This window comes from Microbacterium sp. RG1 (genome assembly GCF_005347485.1).
Lineage (GTDB): Bacteria > Actinomycetota > Actinomycetes > Actinomycetales > Microbacteriaceae > Microbacterium > Microbacterium binotii_A.
The window spans coordinates 1,167,770-1,189,365 of the sequence record NZ_CP034121.1 but is presented as its reverse complement, the minus strand read 5'-3'; the positions used below and the strand labels follow the sequence as shown (position 1 = coordinate 1,189,365).

Sequence of the window (21,596 nt, the reverse complement as noted above, 5' to 3'; positions counted from 1 at the left end):
CGGGGCGTCCTGGATAGGCTGAGCGGGTGAAGATCGCTCGTTTCAGCCACCAGGACGCCATCGCTTACGGAATCGTCGACGACGACGAGCTCGTGCAGCTCGCCGGGGATCCGATGTTCGCCGGGTTCGAGCCCACGGGCACGCGCATCCCGATCGCGGATGTGGCGCTGCTGGCGCCGGTGATCCCGCGATCCAAGGTCGTGGCGATCGGACGCAACTATCGCGCCCACGCGGAGGAGCTCGGCAACGACGTTCCCGCCGAGCCGCTGATGTTCCTCAAGCCCAACACCGCGGTCATCGGTCCCGGCGACGTCATCGTGCGCCCCACGCAGTCCGAGCGGGTCGACTTCGAGGGTGAGCTGGTCGTGGTGATCGGTCGCATCGCGAAGAATGTGCCGGTCGAGAAGGCCCTCGACGTCGTGTTCGGCTACACGGTCGGCAACGACGTGACCGCGCGCGACCTCCAGCGCAGCGACGGCCAGTGGTCGCGTGCCAAGGGCTTCGACACCTTCTGCCCGCTCGGACCGGTCATCGAGACGGAGTTCGATCCCGCATCCGCCGCGCGTGTGGTGACCCGCGTCAACGGCGATGAGCGACAGTCGGCGCCGCTCACCGATCTGATGTTCCCGATCGCCGAGCTGATCGCGTACGCGTCGTCGGTGTTCACGCTGCTTCCCGGCGACGTCATCATGACCGGAACCCCCGCCGGCGTCGGCCCGCTCGTGGCCGGTGACGAGGTCGAGGTCGAGGTCGAGGGGATCGGGGTTCTGCGCAACACCGTGCGCGATGCCTGAGATCACCGACCGGCTGCCGGATGCGGCGGAGCTGACCCGCATCCGCCGCCGCACTCTGTGGCTGCTCTCGTCCGGACAGATCCTCGGCGGTATCGCGTTCGGGGCGACGATCTCGCTCGGCGCGATCCTGGCCACCGAGCTGTCCGGTGACGAGGCGTTCTCGGGCTGGGCGACGGCGGCGGTCACCCTCGGCGCCGCAGCGTTCGCCATCCCGCTCGCGGCCCTCGCCCGTCGGAACGGGCGCCGTCCCGCGCTCGCGGCCGGACTCTCGGTGGCACTTGTCGGCGTCCTCCTCGTCATCGGGGCGGTGGCGGCCGCATCCTTCCCGCTGCTGCTGGCGGGTGTCGTGCTGATCGGCGCCGGGCAGGCGGCGAACCTGCAGTCGCGTTTCGCCGCGGCCGATCTCGCGACGGACGCGTCGCGCGGTCGCGACATCTCGGTCGTGGTCTGGGCGACGACGGTCGGCGCGGTCCTGGGCCCGAACCTCGTCGGACCCGGCCAGGTGCTCGGAGATCTCGTCGGCATGCCGCTGCTGACCGGCCCCTATTTGTTCACGATCGTGGCTCAGGTGCTCGCGGTCGTTCTGTACGTCGCCGCCCTGCGGCCCGATCCGCTCGTGCTGGCGCAGCGCCTGGTCGCCAGGGATGCGGCGGGCGCGGGCCCTCGGATCGCGCGTGCCGACCGGCCCGCGGCCGCGCGGTACGCGATCCTCGCGATCGCCGCCTCTCACGGCACGATGGTCGCCGTCATGGCCATGACGCCCGTGCACCTCGTCCACCACGGTGCGAGCCTCACCGTCGTCGGGCTCACCATCAGCCTGCACATCGCCGGGATGTACGCCCTTTCGCCGGTGTTCGGCATCCTCGCCGACCGGATCGGTCGGGTGACGACGGTTCTGCTCGGACAGGGGCTGCTGGCCGCATCGTTGCTGGTGTCGGGACTGGGGCAGAACTCGAACATCGCGGTCACCGTCGGCCTCGTGCTCCTCGGACTCGGTTGGAGCGCCTCGACCGTGGCGGGCGCGGCGCTGCTCGTGGAGACCAGCAGTGAGGCGATGCGAACCCGCAGGCAGGGACGCAGCGACCTCGCGATGAACCTGGTGGGAGCGGCCGGTGCGATCCTGGCCGGACTCATCCTCGGCTGGATCGGATTCGGCGGTCTGGCCTTCGTGACCCTCGCGCTCGTGGTGCTCGTGGTGGTGGCGTCTCCGCTGGCGCGCTCGAGACGCGGAGCGGCTTAGCGCAGGGCGCGGATCGCGCGGTCGACGTCATCCTGGTCGTTGAAGACGTGGAACGCGAGACGCGCGCGACCCGCGCGGCCTGAGGCTGTGATGCCGGCGGCCTGCAGGCGCGTGAGGTCGGAGGCATCCGGGTCGGGCCACGTCACGATCGCGCTCGGCGTGGCGGGTGAGGGCAGGCCCATTCCGGAGAGGAAGCGCGTCGCGAGTTCCGTCGTGTGCCGGTGGATGGCGGACATGTCGGCGTTCGCGAAGAGCCCGAGTGCGGGTTCGGCGCCCACGAACGCCTGCCAGGCGGGGGAGACGTCGAAGCGGCGGGCGTCTGAGGCCAGCGTCGCGGCGTCGCCGTAGCAGGACTGCCACGGGTCGGCCCCCGCGTACCAGCCGGCGTGGAGCGGCGTGAGGGTGGCCGCGAACTCCTCCGTGAGTGCGAGAAAGGCGACGCCGCGCGGCGCGCACAGCCACTTGTAGGCGTGCACGACGAACGCGTCGAACGCGGAGGCGTCCACGGGAAGCCAGCCGACCGCCTGCGTGCCGTCGCACAGCGTGCGGGCGCCGACCGCGCGGGCGGCGGCGGTGATCGCCGCGTGATCGGCGACCTCGCCCGAGGCCGACTGCACGATCGAGAAGGCCACCAGCGCCGTGTCGGGACGCACCGCGTCGGCAAGCTCTGCGAGCGGTGCGCAGCGCACGCGGAGGCCGCCGCGGTGTACGAACGGGAGGACGAGGGAGGAGAAGTCACCGTCCGGCACGAGCACCTCGCTGCCCTCGGGCAGGGATGCGGCGATGAGGCTCACCAGGACCGAGGTCTGCGACCCGATCGCGATACGATCCCGGCTCACCTGAAGAAGCCGGGCGGCGTGCTGGCGGGTCTGCTCGACGATGGCGGAGTAGGCCGCCGCATCCGCGCCGTGCGTGACCGAGCGCATGATGTCCGCGATCAGCGCGTCTCGACTCCTGCGCGGCGGCAAGCCGCCGGTGCACGCGGCGAGGTAGTCCCGACCGCCGTCGAAGGCCGCGCGGACGGCGACGAGATCCAGCGGTGCGGTCATGTTCTCCAGCATCGGGATGCGCGAGGTCGGGGTCTACGACAGAAGCGGCATCGGGTTCATAAGCTGAGGTTATATATTCGGTTCATGGCCGATCAGGATGAGGGCGACCTCGCCGTGCAGGCGTTCCGTGTGATGCGTGCGATCGCCGAGACCGGCTCCATCACGGCTGCTGCCGCGTCGCTCGGCTACAGTCAGCCCGCCGTCAGCCAGCAGGTGCGCCGGATCGAGAGCCGCGTCGGCATGCCGGTGGTCGAGCGCGTCGGACGACGGGTGCGCCTCACCGAGGCCGGTGCCGTGCTCGCCCGGCATGCGGATGCGGTCGCACGCTCCATCGACGCGGCCGCCGACGAGCTCGCACAGCTGCGCGGGCTCGCGTCGGGCCGCGTGCGGCTGACCGGATTCCCCTCCGCGTCGCCCACGCTGGTCCCGCGGGTGCTCGCCGCGCTCTCGGACAAGGCGCCGGGACTCGCGGTGACCTACGTCGAGGCGGAACCGCCGGAGGCGATGGCCGCGGTGCGCGAAGACCGCGCCGACATCGCGCTCACGTTCAGTTATCCGGGCGACGAGAACGACCCGCACGGCGAGAGTGCGCGCGGGCTCGTGGTGCGCACCCTCGGTGCGGACCGCATGTTCGTCGTGGTCCCCGAGGGTCATGAGCTCGTCGGAGCATCCGTTGTTCAGCTGGGTGAGCTCGCCGACGCATCCTGGATCGCGGGCTGCCCGCGGTGCCGCGGTCACCTGCTGGAGCTGTGCGCCCGTGCCGGGTTCACGCCGCGAATCGCCTTCGAGACCGACAACATCGTCGCGGTGGAGAACCTCGTGGCCCGCGGTACCGGCGTGGCGACCCTGCCGGGACTCGCCCTCGATTCGTTCCCGCTGCTCCCGGGCGTGCAGGCCGTGCCGCTGCCGCCGGGGGAGCAGCGCACGCTGCACGTCGTGACGGCCGCCGACGCGCACCGCGTGCCGGCGCTTCGGTTGGCACTCGCGGCGGTCGGCGAGGCGGCGCAGGCAGCGGGAGTGGGCCGCGGCACGGCGGGGCGACGCGGGTAGGCTGAGAGCCTATGGTTTCCGCACCCGATCCCCGCACCACAACCGCAACCGGCTCCGACATCCGGGTGCGGTTCTGCCCCTCGCCCACGGGCCTGCCGCACGTCGGCCTCATCCGCACCGCGCTGTTCAACTGGGCCTACGCCCGGCACAACGGCGGCAAGCTCGTCTTCCGCATCGAAGACACGGATGCGGCCCGCGACAGCGAGGAGAGCTACCAGCAGCTTCTCGAGGCGCTGCGCTGGCTCGAGATCGACTGGGACGAGGGCGTCGAGGTCGGCGGTCCCCACGCGCCGTACCGGCAGTCGCAGCGACACGAGCTCTACCGCGAGGTGCTCGACAAGCTGCTCGCCGCCGGCGTCGTGTACGAGAGCTACTCGACGGCCGAAGAGATCGACGCGCGCAACGAGGCGAACGGCCGCGCCAAGCAGCTCGGCTACGACAACTACGACCGCACGCTCACCGAGGAACAGAAGGCCGCCTTCCGCGCCGAGGGACGCGAGCCCGCCTACCGCCTGCGCGTGCCGGACGAGGACCTCACCTACGTCGACCTCATCCGCGGCGAGGTCACCTTCCCGGCAGGGTCCTTCCCCGACTTCGTCATCGTGCGCGCGGGCGGCGTGCCGCTCTACACCTTCGTGAACCCGGTCGATGACGCGCTCATGGGCATCACGCACGTCATCCGCGGCGAGGACCTCATGCCCTCCACCGCGCGTCAGCTCTCGCTGTACCGCGCGTTGATCGAGGCGGGCGTCACCGACTTCGTGCCGCGTTTCGGGCACATGCCGCTGGTGCTGGGGGAGGAGGGCAACAAGAAGCTCTCCAAGCGCGACCCGAAGGCCGACCTCTTCCTGCAGCGCGAGAAGGGCTTCATCCACGAGGGCCTGCTCAACTACCTCTCGCTGCTCGGCTGGTCGCTCGCGCCCGATCGCGACGTGTTCTCGCTCGACGAGCTCGTCGAGGCCTTCGACATCGCCGACGTGAACCCCAACCCGGCCCGCTTCGACCAGAAGAAGGCCGAGTCCATCAACGGCGATCACATCCGGATGCTGGCGCCCGAGGACTTCGCGACCCGCATCCTGCCGTACCTGCGCGACGCCGGGATCATCGGCGAGACGCTCGACGATCGCGAGCGGGCGCTCATCGCCGCGGCGGCGCCGCTCGTGCAGGAGCGTGTGCAGCTGCTGGGCGACGTGCCGGGCCTTCTCGGCTTCCTCTTCCGCGACGACGTGGAGTACGCCGACGACGCCCTCGCGTCGCTGCCGACCAACGCGGGCGAGGTGCTCGTCGCCTCGGTCAACGCGCTCGAGCTCGTGCCGCACGCGGAGTTCGCCGCCGCATCCGTGCAGGAGGCGCTGCAGAAGGCGCTGATCGAAGAGCTCGGTCTGAAGCCCCGCGTCGCGTACGGTCCGCTCCGCGTGGCGGTCAGCGGTCGTCGGGTGTCGCCGCCGCTGTTCGAGTCGATGGAGCTGCTGGGCAAGAGCGAGAGCATCCGCCGGCTCGATGCCCTCGTGCAGAGGATCGGCTGACGCCTTCGCTCATCCTGCGGTGCAGGAGTAGAGGGTCGCACCCGCGGGTGCATCTGCGACGAGTGTGCACGCGGACTCCACCCACGCGCTGATGTCCTTCGTGGCGGGCGATGCGGCGCGTGTGCCTCCAGCTCCTGCTCCCGATGCGCCGGAGCCGAGCACGTAGGTGACCTCGCCGTCGGCGACCATCTGCTGGAACGCGGCGAGGGTCGGCACATCGTCGCTGCCGTCGAATCCGCCGATGGGCAGCACGGACCCGCCGTGGGAGGCGAGGATGAACTGCGCCGCCGACTGCGCGCCGAACGTGGCGACGAGGTACTTCGCGTCGCCCTGTCGCTCCGTGAGGTACAGCAGCAGCGCCGCGTCCGAGGTGTTCTCGCCCGGCGCGCCCGTGGGACGCATCCCGCCACGGGCGCCGGTTTGCGCGCCGCCGGACGGCGCGTGCGGTCTCGCGCCGCTCGCCGAGCCGCCGGACGTCGTGCCGCCAGGTCGAAAACCACCGAAGCCCCCGCCGCCACCGGGCATCTGCGAGACTCCGGCGGCCGTGGGGTTGATCGAGCTCGGTGTGCTGATGGTCAGCGCCGACCAGGCCGCCGGCGTCAGCAGGAGGGCGATCGCCGCGACCACGGCGGTCACCCAGCGCAGCGCCAGCACCCGGCGTTCACGAACCAGAAGCAGAATCGCGACCGTGGCGACCGCGACCTGCACCCAGGCGATGATCGGGCTCGGTTCGGAGTACATCGCCGCGATGAGAACCGCCGTGATCGCCGCGACGGCGATGAGCAGGAGCTGCGGCCAGAGCAGGCGCCGTGAACGCGCGACGGCGAAGGCCGCCGCCACGAGGAGGGCGACGGGGATCGCGAGCGCGGATGTGTAGAACTGGTGCATCCCCGCGACGAGGGAGAACATCGCCACCTCGGTCGCGAACCACCCCCGAGGAACACGCCGGTGGCGGGGCGCCACCGCAGGATGAACAGGACGACGATGGCCGCGACGGTCGCGGGGAGCAGCCACGCGATCTGGCCGGCGAGCTCGGTGTTGAACAGACGCAGCGGGCCAGGGTCGCCGGAGAAGGCCGGCGTGAACGAGCGGTACGCGTCTGAGTCGGCCGTGGCGCTGAAGCGTCCGAGCCCGTTGTAGCCGAACACCATCTCCCACGGATTGTTGCTGTTCGTTCCGCCGACGTACGGGCGATCTGATGCGGGAACGAGCCATACGACGGCGACCCAGGCGAGCGAGACCACGAGGCTCACGGCGCCCGTGAGGAGCGTGTGCCAGATGCGACGCCACCACCGCTGGCGCGTGCACAGGTAGGCCGCCGCGAGCGCCGGCCAGACCGCCCACGCTTCGAGCATGTAGGTCTGGAAGGCCACGCCGATCAGTGCTCCGGCGAGGAGATACCAGCCGAGGCTGCGCTGCTGGATGGCACGGACGGCGGCCCACGCCACCAGCGCGAGTGCGAGGACGAAGAACGCCTGCGGCTGATTGGACCGTGCCACCGCGACGAGGATCGGTGTGGTGGCCACGACAGCACCCGCGAGCAGACCACCCGTCGTCCCCACCAACCGACGCGCGGTGAACGCGGCGACGACAGCCGCGGCCGTGGCGGCGATGGCATTGGGAAGGATGACGGCCGCCGGTGAGAAGCCGAACAGACGTACGGCGAGGGCGGGGATCCAGAAGGAGCCGGGGATCTTGTCGAGCGAGACCGTGCCGGCGGGGTCGAAGGCGCCGAAGAAGAGATTCGACCAGCTCTTGCTCATCGACATGGCGACGGCGCCGTAGTAGTCGCTCATCGATGCGGACACCTGCCATCCAGTCAAGACGGCGGCGGCGATCACGATCAGCACGAGCCCCACGGGCCACGCGGCACGGGTCAGCCGCAAACGGGCAGGCGGAGCGGAGACAGCGGTCATGGCGGGACCGTACGGGCTCCACCGAGGGATTAGGGATGAGCCGTCGATGGCATCGCCGTGAGCCCGCCTCGGTTTGGGATTGCCGCGGGCGTGGGCTAAGCTCTTCTCTTGGCGCTACTTCGGTAGAAGCCGGTGGGGTATGGTGTAATTGGCAACACGGCTGATTCTGGTTCAGTTGTTCTTGGTTCGAGTCCAGGTACCCCAGCAAGATAGTTCTTCTTCGAATCGGGCAGAACAGCGAACTGCTTGAGCTGCCTGATTACCTCCTTCGGGCATGAGGGACGAACCGGTGACAGGTTCGTTTTACGCGGCGAATGTGAGCGGCTCGGCGAGCGTGGGTTCGACGTCGATGTACGTCAACCCGCCGAGGGTGTCCTGGGCTCGCTGACGGTGATCCGGTCCGAGATCGAGTAACGGACGATGCGGTTCGACTCGTCCCCCACCCCGCCTGGCGGACCTCGTCGGCGAGATGGCGATACCCGAAGGTCGGTCTCGTGCACGTCGCCTTGATCAACGACAGATCCATCGGTTCGCCGGCCTCGAGAATGTGAAGATCGAGCAGATCGTGCGCCCGCGCACTTCCTGTTGCCGAGAGCACGTGAGGCTTCTGCACGCTGATCGGTCCGCGTTCCTCACGGAGACGATGAGATGGCGCATCTCTCGAATTTCGGTCGCGCCTGGGTCAGATCGCGGGTCGAGCGCTCGTGAGCGGAACGACGACGGGATGAGCTATGTCGGGGTCGTGGATGATACGAGCGTCTATCGAGAAGACCGATCTGAGGAGATCGCTGGTCATGATGTCGACCGGTGCTCCGTTGGCGACGACGCGCCCTTCGTGGACCACGACGAGTTCGTCAGCGTAACTGATCGCCTGGTTGAGGTCGTGCAGGACGAGAACGATGGTTCGCCCTTCCGACCGATTGAGTTCTCGCACGAGTTCGAGGATGTCGAGTTGGTGGGAGACGTCGAGATAGGTAGTCGGTTCGTCCAGGAGCATCACGGGGGCCTGTTGCGCCAGGAGCATCGCGACCCACACCCGCTGGCGCTGCCCGCCGGACAGCTCCTCGACCGGACGATCGGCGAGTGTATCGACGCGTGTCGCCGCCATCGCTCTGCGGACGGCTTCCGCATCTTCCACGGTCGGTGGTCGAAGGGGCTGCTGGTGAGGAAATCGTCCGCGACCGACGAGGTCGGCGACGGTGATGCCGCCGGGCGCGACGGAGGACTGGGGGAGCAGGCCCAGCCGTCTCGCGAAGTCCTTCGGTCTGTACTCGTGGATGTCCTTCTCATCGAGGACGATTTGACCTTCGGACGGGCGCAGCAGCCGCGCGAGGGCTCTCAGAACGGTCGACTTGCCCGAAGCGTTGGGGCCGATGATGACGGTCACCTTACCGCGCGGGATCGCGAGATGGAGATCGCGGCTGACTTCGCGCCGCTCGTACGCCAGCCGCAGGCCCGTTGCCGCAAGAGTCCCTGCCGACGCTGCCTCAGTCGGTCGGGCTGCTCTCCGCCGGCGTCGTGTGAACAGATCGTTCATGTGTGTCATTTCCTTCGTTCGACGTTACGTCGTCTATGTCCGCCGTGAGTTCGAGCAGCCCTTGGATGAGTGCGCGAACGCCGAATTCGAAGGAACCCGCCGGGTCTCGTACCTCACTGCGTCGGGCTGCGGCGGACAGCGCGGGAAACCTCTGGTCCTCGGACATCCGTGCGAGATCGCGCCGGCGGCCGCCGCTCGCGTTCACGATGTCGGTGACCGCGAGGGCGTGCTCGGCGACCAGGCCCAACAGCACGGAACTGCGTGCCAGCGAGAGGCCATAGCTCTGTGCGACCGACTGCTGGTGCGCATCCATCGATCGCACGACCGCAGGAGAGATCTCGGTGGATGCTCGCACCAGGAAGCCGGCTATCCCCGGGTTCTCGAGGGCGAGGGCGCGAAGCGAGAGAGCGACGTTCAAGAGGTGCTCCGCGAGGGGTTCTCCCTGTGGAGCGGGGGCTTCCCACGACGCGAAGATCGCTTCGGCGGTGATCACCTGGATATCGGAGATCCCTTCGGTGTGCTTGTACAGCGCCCGCACGCCCACGCCGAGTTCGTTCGCGACATCGGTGAGCGTCGCTTTCGGGAGCGTGAGCCTGCGCCCGGCGTCGGCGATTGCCTCGCGTGTGATCTTTCGAGGTCGACCGCGACGGGGCTGAGCGGGTTCTGGCACCATGATCCCCATCCTTTCAGCCGGGGTGCCGGGCGTGATGATCGCTCACGCCCGGCGAGCGATCGCGTCAGCCTTGCAGCGCTGGGACGATCTGCTCCACGATCACGCTCTGGATCACGTAAGGGATCGAGAGCGGCGAGGGATTGCGAAGAGCCGTGCTGTCAGAGAGGTCCATCGCGATGTATCCGCCGTCCTTCACAGCGGAGAGCTCTTGGAACAGCGTCGAGCTCTCCCAGAACGTCCGGGTGTCGGCTCCGAAGTATCCGATCATCACGATGTCGGCGTCCAGCGCGGCGATGTTCTCCTCCGAGACGCCCGCAGACCCGGAGCCGTCGCCGAGGCCGGGAAGCGCAGCGGCCGTGGTACTGAAGGTCATTCCGAAGGCGTTCATGACCTCGACGCTGGCGTCGGCCGGATCGTTCATCACCTTGATCTGATCCGGGGTACCGAGGGAGAGCGTGTAGTCGTGCCCGTCTGTCACCGCGTTGTCGGCGGCTGCCGTGGCGAGCTGCTCTTCGACGAGATCGATGCGCGCCTCGACCTCGTCCGAGAGCCCGAGCGCCGCTGCGATCGCGCGCGTCTGATCGCGCCAGGGCAGCTGCAGATAGTTCTTGTCGGACGGGCCGAGCACGGGAGCGATGGCGGACAGCTGGTCGTAGTACTGGCTGAGTTGCGAGTACGTCGTCGCGATGATGACGTCGGGTTTCAGCGCCGCGATCGACTCGACATCGAGCTCGGCGCCGTTCGCGCCGGTCGTGGTGGTGTCGATGATCTCGGGCACGTCGTCGAGCTCGGGGGCGAGCCACGGAGCAACCCCGTCCGCCGTGGCGAAGAACTTGGCGATCGCCACGGGGGTGATGCCGAGGTTCACGGCGACGTCGGTCTCGAGCAGACCGAGCGTGATCACCCGCTCGGGTGCCGAGCCGAGTTCGAGGGTGCCGTAGGCGTGCTCGACGACGATGGCCCCCTCGCTCGCGGCGGTGGGCTTCGACTCGGCGACGTTCGACGCGCATCCGGAGAGCACTGTGGCCGCGCCGAGGGTGAGCGCGATCACCTTCATCACGCGGTGCTGAATGCCTGGCATGTCTCTTCCTTCGGGATAGGGGTAAGGTAAGGGCAACCTTATTGCACTAATGAAGAGATTTCGAATGACTGATCCCATCCCCGTCGTGTACGGCGGTCGACACCGCCGCGTGCTGGAGCACCCGGACCATCGCAAAGGCATCAATCACGGCATGATGACCATCACGACGATCATCGACGTCGCTCCGTCCGTCGTGCGTCTGGAGGCGCTCCTGGACCACGAGGGGGATGCGTCTCGATGGCTGGCCACCAATCCGGCTCTTCGACTGGAGCTTCCGGATGTCGACGGCTCATCGACGGTCTCCCGGGTCTACACGGTGCGCTCGTATCGAGAGGTCGGGTCTCGACGTCTCATCGACGTCGATATCGTCCGGCATACGGGGGATAGCCCCGTGATGCAGTGGCTGTCCGGCGTCCGCCGCGGCACCTCGGTCAGAATCCTCGGACCCCGTCCCCACTTCTGCCCCTCGTTCATCGACGGGCGTCCCGCACTCCTGTTCGCGGACGAGACGGCGATTCCCGCGCTCACCACGATCCTTCGCGACTGGCCGGAAGCACACCCCGGCCTTGTGTGGGCGGAGACTCCCGACCGAGCCGTGATCGACGAGATCCCCCGCCCGCAGGGCGTCGAGATCCACTGGCTGCCTCGTGCGGTCCCCGAGGCGCCGGGGACAACCGGGCGCCTCGTGGATGCGGCGATCGAGGCGAGCGCCGTGCATCCCGAACCGATCACTGTGTGGGCCTGTGGCGAACACCAGGAGATGCGGCGTATCCGCGATCACTTCCGACGCGATCGGGAGATGCGGCGCGAAGACGTGCAGGTCTTCGGCTACTGGCGGCGCGGGCGCACGAGCTCCCAGATCGACGAAGCTCGCCTGCAACGATACGAGGAAGCCCTCGCGCTGAACCCGCGGATGACAGTGCTCGATGACTTCGACGTCGACGACTGAGCGTCGGCACGCCGCCCGCCGCGCCCCACGCGGGCCTGTCGTCGTCGCCGCCTCGCTGGCACTGGTCGTCGCTGCGGTCCTCGTCGGTCTGTTCGTCGGGGGTCGACCGACGAGCCCCGTCGAGGTTCTCGGGGTGCTTACGGGGAACTCCGAGCTGGAACTCCGGGCGATCGTGGGAGAGATCCGCCTGCCGCGCACGCTCGCCGCGGTCATCGCCGGACTCGGTCTCGGGCTCGCGGCGTCTCTGCTGCAGACTGTCACCCGTAACCCCGTCGCGGATGCTGGGCTGCTCGGGTCGAACGCGGGCGCGACGGTCATGATCGCGATCGGAATGGCGAGCGGCTTCGCCGCCGACTTCGCCGCCCAGAGCGCGTGGGCCTTGACCGGAGCGTTCGTCGCGACAGGGCTCGTCAGTGTCATCGGCTTGAGCGGAAGGTTTTACTCGCCGACCCGATTGATCCTGTTCGGTGTCGCGCTCAGCGCTGTGCTGACGGGGATCACCACCGGGATCATGCTGGCCGTGCCCGAGGCGTTCGACGGGATGCGTAGCTGGCTGTCGGGCTCGATGGTCGGTGTACCGGTCGAGTCCGCGTCGTACGGAGCGGTGATGGTCGCGGCATCGCTCACGCTCGCCATGTGTATCGCTCGTCCTCTGGAGGTCACGCTGCTGGGCGATGATCTCGCGCGCGCACTCGGAACGCGTTTGTTCGTCACACGTGCCCTGGCGGTGGTTGCGGTCGCCATCGCCGCTGCGACCGCGACCGCGCTCGTGGGGCCGATAGGTTTCGTGGGACTCATCGCGGCGCGTGCGGCTGCACTCGCCGCGAGCAGGTTGGGGCTGAGCCCCGGCTGCAGGTACATCCTCTCGGCATCCCTGTGCGCTGCGCTCCTGCTGGGTGCCGACCTCGTGGGGCGGGTCGCGCTCTGGCCTGGGGAGCTGCCCGCGGGAATCGTCGCCGCGATCGTCGGCGCGCCGTTCCTGCTGTGGATCGTTCGTCGAACCCGGAGCCTGACATGACGTTCATTCGCCTCTGCGCCTACTCGACCGTCGTCGCCATCGCCGTGATCACACTCGTGATGGGCGCTCTCCTCGGCACCTACGACATCCCGCCCGACCAGATCTGGGGTGTTCTGACGGGGCAGATCCAGGGTTTCGAGCGCACTGTCGTCCTCGAATGGCGTGTCCCTCGAGCTGCAGCCGCGTTGACGGTCGGCGCGTGTCTGGGGCTCAGCGGCGCTCTGCTGCAGACCGTGACGCGGAACCCCCTCGCGTCGCCCGACCTGATCGGGATATCCGGAGGAGCGTACACCGCGGTCTTGATCCTCGTGGTCCTCCTCGGCGCGGAGTGGTTGTATATGGCTCCCGCCGCACTCACGGGTGCTCTCCTGGCCGCCGCGGTTCTGTTCACCGCAGCTGGATCGCGATCGCAGCGCGAAGGGAGTCGATTTCTTCTCGCGGGCGTCGCCTTGGCGGCCCTGCTCGGAGGAATCAACAGCTGGATCGTGGTGTCGGCCTCGCTGGAGTCGGCGATGGCTGCAGCGACGTGGGGCGCGGGTTCTCTCGCAGCCTCGACTTGGAGCACCGTGTGGCTCTCCGGCGCGGCGCTGGCATTCGGTGCCGTGCTGTGCGGGCTCGCCGTGCGTCGCCTTCGGGTACACGCTCTGGGAGACGACCTCGCCGCCGGCCTCGGCGCAGCTCCCCGCTCGCTCCGTGTGCAGCTGATCCTGATCTCTGTCGCCCTCGCCGCGATCGCCACCGCGGTGTGCGGCCCTATCGGCCTGCTGCCCCTCGTGGCCCCGCCGATCGCGCGTGCACTCACGCGCACCTCGGAGACGCCGCTCGCTCTGTCGGCCATGGTCGCTGCCGTGCTGCTCGCGATCGCTGACCTCATCGCCCAGCACATGCTCCCTGGCGGCCCGCCGGCCGGATTGGTGACCACGGTGCTCGGTGGCGTCTACCTCATGGTCATGCTGCTTCGTCGATGAGCCGTTCTTCCCGTCAGTGAGACAGGCAGCCCGCGGAGATCAGCAGGCGCTTGCTCGACCACCGCGTTCCCGGTTCCGCTGGCGCAGGCGCTCGATCGGCTCGCGTTCGTCGTCGACGTGCCCGTGTGGGCTTCGCCGGGGTCAGCGGCATCGCTGTCGAACCTGTGATCATACCGGCGGTGGATTCCGGCGGAGCGCTGACCGAGGCCGAGCGCCGCGTCACTCGGTGCGCTCGGCGATCTCACGCCGGCGGTACGTCGCCGGCGGGCAGCCGTGCGCGCGCGCGAAGGCGCGGCTGAACGAGGCCGGATCGGAATAGCCCAGTCGGTGCGCGACTTGCGTGGCGTGTGCGCCCTCGCGAAGGAGTCGTCGTGCCCACGCCATCCGCATCCGAGAGCGCCACAACGGCAGGCTCGTTCCTGTGAGCGTGTCGATGGCGTCGCGTAGCTCGGCGGCGCCCACGCCCATGCGCCTCGCGAGCTCCGCGGCGGATGCGTCGTCGGCGGGATCGTTCGACAGCTCCTCGAGCAGGGTGTAGGCGGCACGAGTCACCTCCTCACGTGCGGCTCGCACTTCCTGAAGACCCAGCATCGCCTCCAAAGCGTGCCGGGCGTCGCCGCCGTCGAGTGGCGAGACGCTCGCATACGTCCAGGATGCGAGGCGCAGGAGGGCGGGCGCTGCGGCATCGTCGACGCGCGCGATGAGTCCCGAACTCATCGGCGCCCCGCCCGGGAGCCAACCGAGGGGGATGAGCGCGGACTCGGGTTCTGTGCGGTAGCCGACTATGTGGCCCGCCGGCAGACAGGCGACGTCGCCGTGAACCAGCGAGACGGTCTGATCGTCGATCGAGAGACGCGCCGTGCCGGCGGCCAGCCAGCAGACGACGTGGTAGCCGTTTCGCTGGGGCCCGAGCGTGTCGCCCGTGCGCGAGGGCGGTGCAGTGCGCGAGAGAGCGCGATCGAGCAGAGCGCTGGGTGCGACCCCCCACTCCCGGCGGAATGCGCGTGTGAAGGCCTGCGGGCTCGTGTAGGCCGTCGCCGACAGCCCCGCCGACACTCGACCGGTTCCGGCGATCAGTTCCGCCGCGCCGGCGAGAGAACGACGCGCCCGCCACCTCGCCGGCGTCCATCCGGTCTCCGCCCGAAATCCTCGAATCATCACGCTCTCGCTCATACCGTGTGAGGCGGCGATCTGCCGCAGTGTTCGCGTCGGCTCGGAGATCAGGGTGTCGCCGACGCGGCGAAGCTCCCGAGATCTGGGCATGCGCGGCGGGTCGACGTGAGTGCGAGACCTTCCCAACGCGCTCATCAGGGTCGCTGCGGGGACACCGTCGCCGTTGAGGGGGCCGAGGCTGCGAGTGAAGAGGGAGAGGAGCGCACGTCGAGCCGCGGGCGGCACAGCAATCGTGATGGCGCTCGTCGGGCCGGCTTCAGGCTCGTCGCGGGCGCGGATCGGCAGGATGCAGGCGCCGTCCGTGCCCCGCACCGTGGCGCGAGCGCCCGCGGGGAGCCACAACGCTTCACCGGCGGAGAGTGAGCGGCGCGACGATGCCGTCGTCACGTCGGCACTGCCCGTCACGACCCACACCGCGACGGGGGAGGTCGCGTCGAGTTCCACGCGGGTCGGGCCGGAGGGCAGACGGCTGAGGTCAAGTCGAAGGAGTGAGGACAAGGATCCGCCGATCTGAGTTCACTGAGACAACTAAGGCAACCCTAACCTCTTACGAGGAGTGCCCGAGCTCCGCGTCCCGCCGGCATCACTGCGCATGCCGAGGGCATCCTGCGCTGACACCTGTCTCTCATTGGAAGGAACCCATGTCCTCACACACTCATGCACGACGTTGGGCGATCACGCCCGTCGTGCTGGTCACGAGCGCGGTTCTCGCGTTGACCGCATGCGCGGGCGATCCATCCGCCCCACCGTCGCAGAGCGATGACTTCTCGCAGACCCAGCAATCCTGGCCGAGGGTCTTCGAGAACGCAGACGGCTCGACGACGGAGATTCCCGAGCAGCCGCGGCGGGTGCTCTCGACCGCTGTCTCGGTGACCGGCACGCTGCTGGCGATCGATGCGCCCGTCGTTGCGAGCGGGTCCCAAGTGGGCGGTGTCTGGTTCGATCAGTGGGCCGACATCGCCGACGAGCGCGGCGTGGAGAACCTCTGGAGCGTCGGCGAATTCGACCTCGAGGCCGTGCTGGCCGCCGAGCCCGACCTCATCGTCGTCGCCACGAGTGGCCGTGACGCGCTGACCGACCAGGTCGCCGACCTGCAGTCCGTCGCGCCGACGATCGTCGTCGACTACGGCGCGCAGACCTGGCAGGATCTCGCGGTCGAGCTCGGGGAGGCCACGGGGCTGGAGGAGGAGGCGGAGACCACGATCTCCTCGTTCAACGAGCTCGTCGAGGATGCCGCTGCGGCGATCACGGTGCCGGAGGGCACCGTCAACGTCATCTCGTTCAACGGTTCCGGGCAGGACAACCCGATCGCGAGGAAGGGCGGGTCGCACGCCGACCTGCTCGAGTCATTGGGGTTTACGGTCGAGGACCCGAACCCCGCCTGGCACACGCAAGCGCAGCAGCGGTCCGATTTCGTGTGGGCGACGTACGAGAACCTGCTGCAGTTGACGAGCGAGACCACGTTCATCCTCGCGGCCGACGACGCGCAGGCTCAGGTTTTCGCGGATGATCCGGTGCTTGCCAATCTGCCCTCGGTCTCCGCCGGCCGGGTCTACGGCCTGGGTGTCAACTCCTTCCGGATGGATCCGTACAGCTCGCGAGAGATCGTCGAGCACGTCGAGGATCTGTTCTCCTGATTCCTCCGGTCGGCTGCGCTCGCGGCGCGGCCGACCGGACCGACCCATTGCGATACACCTCATGACGATTGACATCGCGCGGCCCGCCGCACTCGCACGAGCGGCGACCCATCGCACCGCGATGGTGACGATTGGTGCGGTGCTCGGTGTCGCCCTTCTCGTCCTGCTCAGCTCTCTCATCGGCGTGCACATGTTGGCACCGAGCGATCTGTGGGGCGCGGTGTCGTCTTTCGACCCGACGGACGACGCGCATCTTCTTCTCCTCAATCGACGGATTCCCCGCGCGGTGCTCTCGGTGCTCGTGGGGGCGGCGCTGGGTGCTGCCGGAGTCGTCATGCAGGCCCTAACCCGGAATCCGATCGCGGAACCCGGTCTCCTCGGAGTGAATGCGGGCGCCGCCGTCGCGGTGGCGGTTTCGATCGCCGTTCTGGGAATCGTCACGCCGATGGCGTACTTCGCCGCTGCCCTGATCGGCGCCGCATGCGCCGGGCTCCTCGTCATGATGTTGGGCGGGGTGCGTCGGGGGTCCGATCCCGTTCGGCTGGTGCTGGCCGGCGCAGCCCTGTCGGTCGTGCTCGGTGCCCTGGCGCAGGTCGTGATCGTCAACGGAGACGATATGGTCTTCGACCGATTCCGTGCGTGGGCCGTCGGTTCGCTGGCGGGGCGTGACGCCGACGTCCTCTGGCCCGCCGCGCTCATGATCGGCGCGGGAGTGCTCATCGCTGTCGGCCTGTCCCGCTCCCTGAACGCCCTGTCGCTCGGTGTCGAGACCGCGCGTTCTCTGGGGGCGCGGCCCGCGTTCGTATGGGGGTGCGCAGGGCTTGCTGTTGTCGTGCTGTCCGGTGGTGCCACCGCGGCAGCGGGGCCCATCGCCTTCGTCGGCTTGACGGCGCCGTACGCCGCGCGTCGGGTCGTGGGCTCGGACTATCGTCGGATGCTCCCCGTCGCCATGCTGCTGGGCGCCGCCCTCGTCTTGATCGCGGACATCCTGGGTCGTGTCGTCGCTCCTCCTGGGGAGGTGGGCGTCGGGATAATGGTCGCGATCCTCGGCGGCCCGTTCTTCGTCGCCCTCGTGCGCCGTCGACGGGTGGATCCGCTATGAGGGAGATCACCCCGCTTCGTGCGCCCGGGGGGCGCCGAGCCGTGCGATTCGGGGGCCTGACAGTGCTGGTCGGCCCGCGCGGCATCCTGATCACGTCCTCCCTGGTGGTGCTCTCGGTGCTCGTCGCATGCTTCGCGATGACCGTCGGCAGCCTGCCCGTCGCCTGGGATGCGGTGTTGCCCGCGGTGTTCGGGATCGGCGAAGAACCGAGGACGATACGAGCGGTGCAGGGGGTACGGCTCCCACGCGTCCTGAGCGCGATCGGCGCGGGTGCGGCGCTGGGCGTGTCCGGTGCGATCTTCCAGTCGCTCGCGCGCAACGCGCTCGGCTCGCCCGATGTCATCGGGTTCACCACGGGTGCGGCGACCGGGGCGTTGGTTCAGATCGTGCTCTTCGGCGCTCGACCGACGCAGGTGGCCATCGGCACGGTTCTCGGAGGCGCGGTCACAGCAGGGCTCGTCCTCGTCCTTGCGCGCAGGAGCGGCGGCGTGACCGGCCGCCAGCTCATCCTGGTGGGGATAGGAGTGGGCGCTGTGGCATCCGCCGTCAACGGGCTGCTGCTGGTGCGGGGGACGATCGACGCGTCGAGCCAGGCCAACCTCTGGCTTTCCGGCTCTCTCGACGCTCGGCAATGGGCTCACGCGATCCCCGTTCTGATCGTCGTGGCCGCGCTGCTGCCCGTCGTCGTCGTGCTCGCACGTCGGGCGGGTCTCATCGAAATCGGCGATGACATCGCCGCCCAACTCGGCATCCGCGTCGAGCGCACCCGACTTGCCCTCATCCTCTGCGCGGTGACGCTCGCGGCGGCAGCGACCGCCGCCGTCGGACCGATCGCGTTCATCGCACTGTCCGCGCCGCAGCTGGTGCGACGACTCCTGCGCGCCCAGGCTCCGCCCGCGGTCGGAGCTGCCGCGATGGGGGCAGTTCTCCTGCTCGTCGCGGACGTCGTGACTCAGATTCTGCCCGTCGGCTTCGCGGTGCCGGTCGGGCGGATGACCGGCGTCGTGGGAGGTCTGTATCTGCTGTGGCTGCTTGTTCCCCGCCGTGGGACGGACGAAGGGAGGGGATGGCGGTGATCGACAACTCGTTGGAAGCGCGAGGCCTCACGCTCGGCTATCAGACGCGCACAATCGTCGATCGGCTCGATGCTGTGGTGCCGGAGGGTCGAGTGACGGTCATCGTGGGGGCGAATGCCTGCGGCAAGTCCACGCTGTTGCGAGCTCTCGCGGGTCTTCTCATCCCGTCCGCTGGACGGATACTGCTCGGCGGCGAGGACGTCCGAGGTATGTCGCCGAAGAAGCTCGCCCGCAGGCTCGGATTCCTGCCTCAGGCAGCGTCCGCGCCCGACGGTGTGACGGTGGCAGAACTCGTGGCACGAGGGCGTTTTCCGCATCAGCGATTCCTCCAGCAATGGTCGTCGGACGATGCGGATGCCGTGAACGGCGCCATGCGGGCCACGGGCGTGGACGGACTGCGTGAGAGAGCGATCGACGAGCTCTCGGGCGGACAGCGTCAGCGGGTGTGGATAGCGATGCTGCTGGCGCAGCAGACACCGGTCATGCTTCTGGACGAGCCCACGACATATCTGGACATCGCGCATCAGATGGAGGTGCTCGAGCTGTGTCGCCGGCTCAACCGCATCGAGCAGCGCACGATCGTGCTCGTCCTGCACGACCTCGACCAAGCCTGCCGATACGCGGATCACCTCATCGTCATGCGGGGCGGTCGCATACTCCGCAGCGGCGCGCCCGCGGCCGTCATGAGCGAAGAGGTCGTCGCCGAGGCTTTCGGTCTCCGCGCTCTGGTCCAGCCTCACCCGGTGACCGGCAGCCCCATGGTGGTACCCATCGCGCCGGTGGAGTCGATCGACCGGGAGGTTCTTGAGTGAGTCTGCTCGCAGGGTTCTCGACGGCGCCGACCTGGATGCGCGCGGCGGCGTGGCGCCGCGCCGACTCGCGCGTGGAGGAGTTGTTCTCGGGCGGGCCGATCGTCGAGGCGGTGGTCATGGCGGAGGCGGCGGGCTTCGACATCGCGTTCCGACCGGACGCTCTGACCCTTCCGCTGGAGACGATCGGACGCGATCCTGCACACTTCGGACTCGACCCGATCGTGCAGGCGGCGCAATTGGCGGTCGCGACGCGAAGGATCGGACTGATCACCACTGTGTCGGCCACGTTCGCGGAACCGTACACGGTGGCGCGTCAGCTGGTCTCGCTGGAACACCTCGCACCGGGGCGGATCGGATGGAACGTCGTCACGTCGCGCAGCGGCGACACGCAGTTCACGTCTCCGAGGCCGCCGACTTCCGCCGAGCGGTGGCAGCGCGCGGAGGAGCTCATCGATCTCGTCGAATCGTTGCGTCGCGGGTTTCGCACAGACGCGTTCATCGCGGATCGGGAAGCGGGCGTTCTCATCGACGTCGACCACATCCGGGCGAGCGATCACGTCGGCGCGCACTTCCGGGTCGCGGGGCCGTTGCCGCTGCCGGCGCCCTCCGCCGGTCCTCTTCCGCTCATGGTTGCAGGAGCCGGTGAGGCGAGCGTGTCGCTGGCGGGCCGGCGGGCCGACGCGATGTTCGCCGCAGCCATCCACGCGGAAGAAGCGGCAGCTCAGCGCGCCGCTATCCATGACGCGGCGGCCCTCACGGGGCGAGCCCGACGGCCGCGCCTGCTCCCCGGCCTCAGCCTCCTGCTCGCCGACAGCCGCGAGGAGGCGTTCGAGATCGAACGCGACACCTACCCGCCAGATTACGGCCGCCCCGCCGTCGGACCCCACTGGTCGGTGGTGGGTACAGCCGCTGACGCGGTCGCCGCGATCGCGGCGAGGGCGCGCGCCGGATCGATCGACGGGTTCATCGCCTTCCCGATCGGATCCTGGCGTTCGGTCCAGCTTCTGTGCGATGCGGTCATGCCGCGTCTGCGCGAGCTCGGACTCGTCTCTGAGACGCCGACAGCCCACTTCCGTCCGCGACATGTGCGCACGGCCGACAGTGAGGGAGCAGGATGAGTGACTCGACGGGTGTCGGCGAGGCACGGCCGAACCGTGAGCGTGGAACGCGTGTCGAAGTGCTGCCGACGATCGGCCGTCGCATTCTTCGCGTTGCCCGCGTGCACCAGCTCACCCCGCGCTACCGGCGGATCACGTTCCGCTTCGACGATCCGAGCACGGGGTTCCCGTTCCGTCTCTTCGCGCCGGCCGACCACATCAAGCTGTTCTTCCCCGATCCGCGCACCGGCATCCTCGTCGTTCCTGTCATCACGGAGCGCGGGTGGCAGGTGCCGCCGGATGCGGGGGCTCCGCTCTTCCGCGACTACACCGTGCGCGGCTTCGACGCCGGAACGGGGGAGCTGACCGTCGATTTCGTCGTGCACCCGCATGGGGTCGCAGGATCCTGGGCGGCGCGAGCGCGTCCCGGTGATCAGCTCGGCCAGCTCGGTCCGCGAGGGCATGTCCTCTTCCCGGTGAGGCATGAACGCTACCTCGTCGCGGGAGACGAGACGGCGCTACCGGTCATCATGCGTGCGCTGGAGGAAGCGCCGGTGGGCTCTCGAGTCACGGCGGTGGTCGAGGTCGACGACGTCGCAGACGAGCAGCCGCTGAGAGTTCGGCCGGGAGTCGCGGCAGACATTCGCTGGGTTCACCGCGGCGGAAGCGCTTACGCATCGCCGCTGGAAGATGCGATCAGAGCGGTGCCGCTGACCGACGCGGAGCCCGCATTCGTCTTCGTCGCAGGCGAGGCGACCTCGTTGATTCCGATACGTCGGTACCTGCGAGGAGAACTCCGTCTGCCCCAGGAGCGTGTCGAGGTCGACGGATATTGGAAGCGCGGCATCGCGAATCTCGATCACCACGCGAAAGCCGACGGCGACGAGGAGTGATCAGA

General features: G+C 68.9%; 20 protein-coding genes and 1 tRNA gene. 14 read left to right on the top strand and 7 right to left on the bottom strand.

Features of this window, described 5'->3' with window-relative positions:
• The first annotated feature begins 26 nt into the window (after window positions 1-26).
• Window positions 27-794: a fumarylacetoacetate hydrolase family protein gene (locus EHF32_RS05710; protein WP_137417249.1), complete on the top strand. Its 768-nt coding sequence runs from the start codon at window positions 27-29 to the stop codon at window positions 792-794.
• Complete coding sequence (locus EHF32_RS05705) at window positions 787-2,034, top strand: MFS transporter (RefSeq protein WP_137417248.1); 1,248 nt, start codon at window positions 787-789, stop codon at window positions 2,032-2,034. The genes EHF32_RS05710 and EHF32_RS05705 overlap by 8 nt, the downstream gene beginning before the upstream one ends.
• Here the strand turns inward: EHF32_RS05705 and EHF32_RS05700 are convergent.
• Entirely contained in the window at window positions 2,031-3,083 is a 1,053-nt protein-coding gene (locus EHF32_RS05700) for an aminotransferase class V-fold PLP-dependent enzyme (RefSeq protein ID WP_238343803.1), read from the bottom strand. The genes EHF32_RS05705 and EHF32_RS05700 overlap by 4 nt on opposite strands.
• Before the next feature lie 84 nt (window positions 3,084-3,167).
• Between EHF32_RS05700 and EHF32_RS05695 the strand changes: the two genes are divergently transcribed.
• Together EHF32_RS05695 and gltX are read left to right on the top strand one after the other, a co-directional pair.
• Window positions 3,168-4,133: a LysR family transcriptional regulator gene (locus EHF32_RS05695; protein WP_137417245.1), complete on the top strand. Its 966-nt coding sequence runs from the start codon at window positions 3,168-3,170 to the stop codon at window positions 4,131-4,133.
• A gap of 11 nt (window positions 4,134-4,144) precedes the next feature.
• Complete coding sequence (gltX, locus tag EHF32_RS05690) at window positions 4,145-5,659, top strand: glutamate--tRNA ligase (protein ID WP_137417243.1); 1,515 nt, start codon at window positions 4,145-4,147, stop codon at window positions 5,657-5,659.
• A gap of 9 nt (window positions 5,660-5,668) precedes the next feature.
• Here gltX and EHF32_RS16010 read toward each other — a convergent pair whose 3' ends face one another.
• Both EHF32_RS16010 and EHF32_RS05685 read right to left on the bottom strand, forming a co-directional pair.
• Window positions 5,669-6,400: a hypothetical protein gene (locus EHF32_RS16010; RefSeq protein ID WP_238343802.1), complete on the bottom strand. Its 732-nt coding sequence runs from the start codon at window positions 6,398-6,400 to the stop codon at window positions 5,669-5,671.
• Window positions 6,292-7,575, bottom strand: a complete 1,284-nt coding sequence (locus EHF32_RS05685; protein WP_238343801.1) for an ArnT family glycosyltransferase — start codon at window positions 7,573-7,575, stop codon at window positions 6,292-6,294. The genes EHF32_RS16010 and EHF32_RS05685 overlap by 109 nt, the downstream gene beginning before the upstream one ends.
• Window positions 7,576-7,708: 133 nt before the next feature.
• On the opposite strand from EHF32_RS05685, the gene EHF32_RS05680 reads away from it, so the two are divergent.
• A tRNA-Gln gene (locus EHF32_RS05680) sits at window positions 7,709-7,780 on the top strand.
• A gap of 477 nt (window positions 7,781-8,257) precedes the next feature.
• Here the strand turns inward: EHF32_RS05680 and EHF32_RS05675 are convergent.
• The 3 genes from EHF32_RS05675 to EHF32_RS05665 all read right to left on the bottom strand — a co-directional run bounded on the left by EHF32_RS05675 (window position 8,258) and on the right by EHF32_RS05665 (window position 10,866).
• Window positions 8,258-8,962, bottom strand: coding sequence for an ABC transporter ATP-binding protein (locus tag EHF32_RS05675; protein WP_238343800.1), 705 nt, complete (start codon window positions 8,960-8,962; stop codon window positions 8,258-8,260).
• Between the two features lie 100 nt (window positions 8,963-9,062).
• Window positions 9,063-9,785: a TetR/AcrR family transcriptional regulator gene (locus EHF32_RS05670; RefSeq protein WP_137417239.1), complete on the bottom strand. Its 723-nt coding sequence runs from the start codon at window positions 9,783-9,785 to the stop codon at window positions 9,063-9,065.
• A gap of 64 nt (window positions 9,786-9,849) precedes the next feature.
• On the bottom strand, window positions 9,850-10,866 hold the full coding sequence (locus EHF32_RS05665; protein WP_161594062.1) for an ABC transporter substrate-binding protein: 1,017 nt from the start codon (window positions 10,864-10,866) through the stop codon (window positions 9,850-9,852).
• Window positions 10,867-10,930: 64 nt separating this feature from the next.
• On the opposite strand from EHF32_RS05665, the gene EHF32_RS05660 reads away from it, so the two are divergent.
• The 3 genes from EHF32_RS05660 to EHF32_RS05650 are packed head-to-tail and all read left to right on the top strand — an operon-like array spanning window position 10,931 to window position 13,801.
• Window positions 10,931-11,815 carry a siderophore-interacting protein gene (locus EHF32_RS05660; RefSeq protein ID WP_161594061.1) on the top strand — a complete coding sequence of 295 codons (885 nt, stop codon included), beginning with the start codon at window positions 10,931-10,933 and terminating at the stop codon, window positions 11,813-11,815.
• A complete protein-coding gene (locus tag EHF32_RS05655) occupies window positions 11,793-12,833 on the top strand; it encodes a FecCD family ABC transporter permease (protein WP_137417233.1) in 1,041 nt (346 codons plus the stop codon). The genes EHF32_RS05660 and EHF32_RS05655 overlap by 23 nt, the downstream gene beginning before the upstream one ends.
• Window positions 12,830-13,801: a FecCD family ABC transporter permease gene (locus tag EHF32_RS05650; RefSeq protein WP_137417231.1), complete on the top strand. Its 972-nt coding sequence runs from the start codon at window positions 12,830-12,832 to the stop codon at window positions 13,799-13,801. Before EHF32_RS05655 ends, EHF32_RS05650 begins: the two co-directional genes overlap by 4 nt.
• A 219-nt stretch (window positions 13,802-14,020) precedes the next feature.
• Here EHF32_RS05650 and EHF32_RS05645 read toward each other — a convergent pair whose 3' ends face one another.
• Window positions 14,021-15,472: a helix-turn-helix domain-containing protein gene (locus EHF32_RS05645; protein ID WP_137417230.1), complete on the bottom strand. Its 1,452-nt coding sequence runs from the start codon at window positions 15,470-15,472 to the stop codon at window positions 14,021-14,023.
• Between the two features lie 143 nt (window positions 15,473-15,615).
• Here EHF32_RS05645 and fepB point away from each other — a divergent pair, with 143 nt between their 5' ends.
• The 6 genes from fepB to EHF32_RS05615 all read left to right on the top strand — a co-directional run bounded on the left by fepB (window position 15,616) and on the right by EHF32_RS05615 (window position 21,591).
• The gene (gene fepB, locus EHF32_RS05640) at window positions 15,616-16,611 is read left to right on the top strand and encodes a Fe2+-enterobactin ABC transporter substrate-binding protein (RefSeq protein ID WP_137417228.1); all 996 of its coding nucleotides are present in this window, start codon (window positions 15,616-15,618) and stop codon (window positions 16,609-16,611) included.
• Window positions 16,612-16,672: 61 nt separating this feature from the next.
• Complete coding sequence (locus tag EHF32_RS05635) at window positions 16,673-17,713, top strand: FecCD family ABC transporter permease (RefSeq protein WP_137417227.1); 1,041 nt, start codon at window positions 16,673-16,675, stop codon at window positions 17,711-17,713.
• Entirely contained in the window at window positions 17,710-18,789 is a 1,080-nt protein-coding gene (locus EHF32_RS05630; RefSeq protein WP_192900700.1) for a FecCD family ABC transporter permease, read from the top strand. Before EHF32_RS05635 ends, EHF32_RS05630 begins: the two co-directional genes overlap by 4 nt.
• The gene (locus tag EHF32_RS05625) at window positions 18,780-19,601 is read left to right on the top strand and encodes an ABC transporter ATP-binding protein (protein ID WP_137417225.1); all 822 of its coding nucleotides are present in this window, start codon (window positions 18,780-18,782) and stop codon (window positions 19,599-19,601) included. Before EHF32_RS05630 ends, EHF32_RS05625 begins: the two co-directional genes overlap by 10 nt.
• Complete coding sequence (locus EHF32_RS05620; RefSeq protein WP_137417223.1) at window positions 19,598-20,719, top strand: LLM class flavin-dependent oxidoreductase; 1,122 nt, start codon at window positions 19,598-19,600, stop codon at window positions 20,717-20,719. The genes EHF32_RS05625 and EHF32_RS05620 overlap by 4 nt, the downstream gene beginning before the upstream one ends.
• Window positions 20,716-21,591, top strand: coding sequence for a siderophore-interacting protein (locus tag EHF32_RS05615; protein ID WP_137417221.1), 876 nt, complete (start codon window positions 20,716-20,718; stop codon window positions 21,589-21,591). The genes EHF32_RS05620 and EHF32_RS05615 overlap by 4 nt, the downstream gene beginning before the upstream one ends.
• Window positions 21,592-21,596 lie beyond the last annotated feature (5 nt).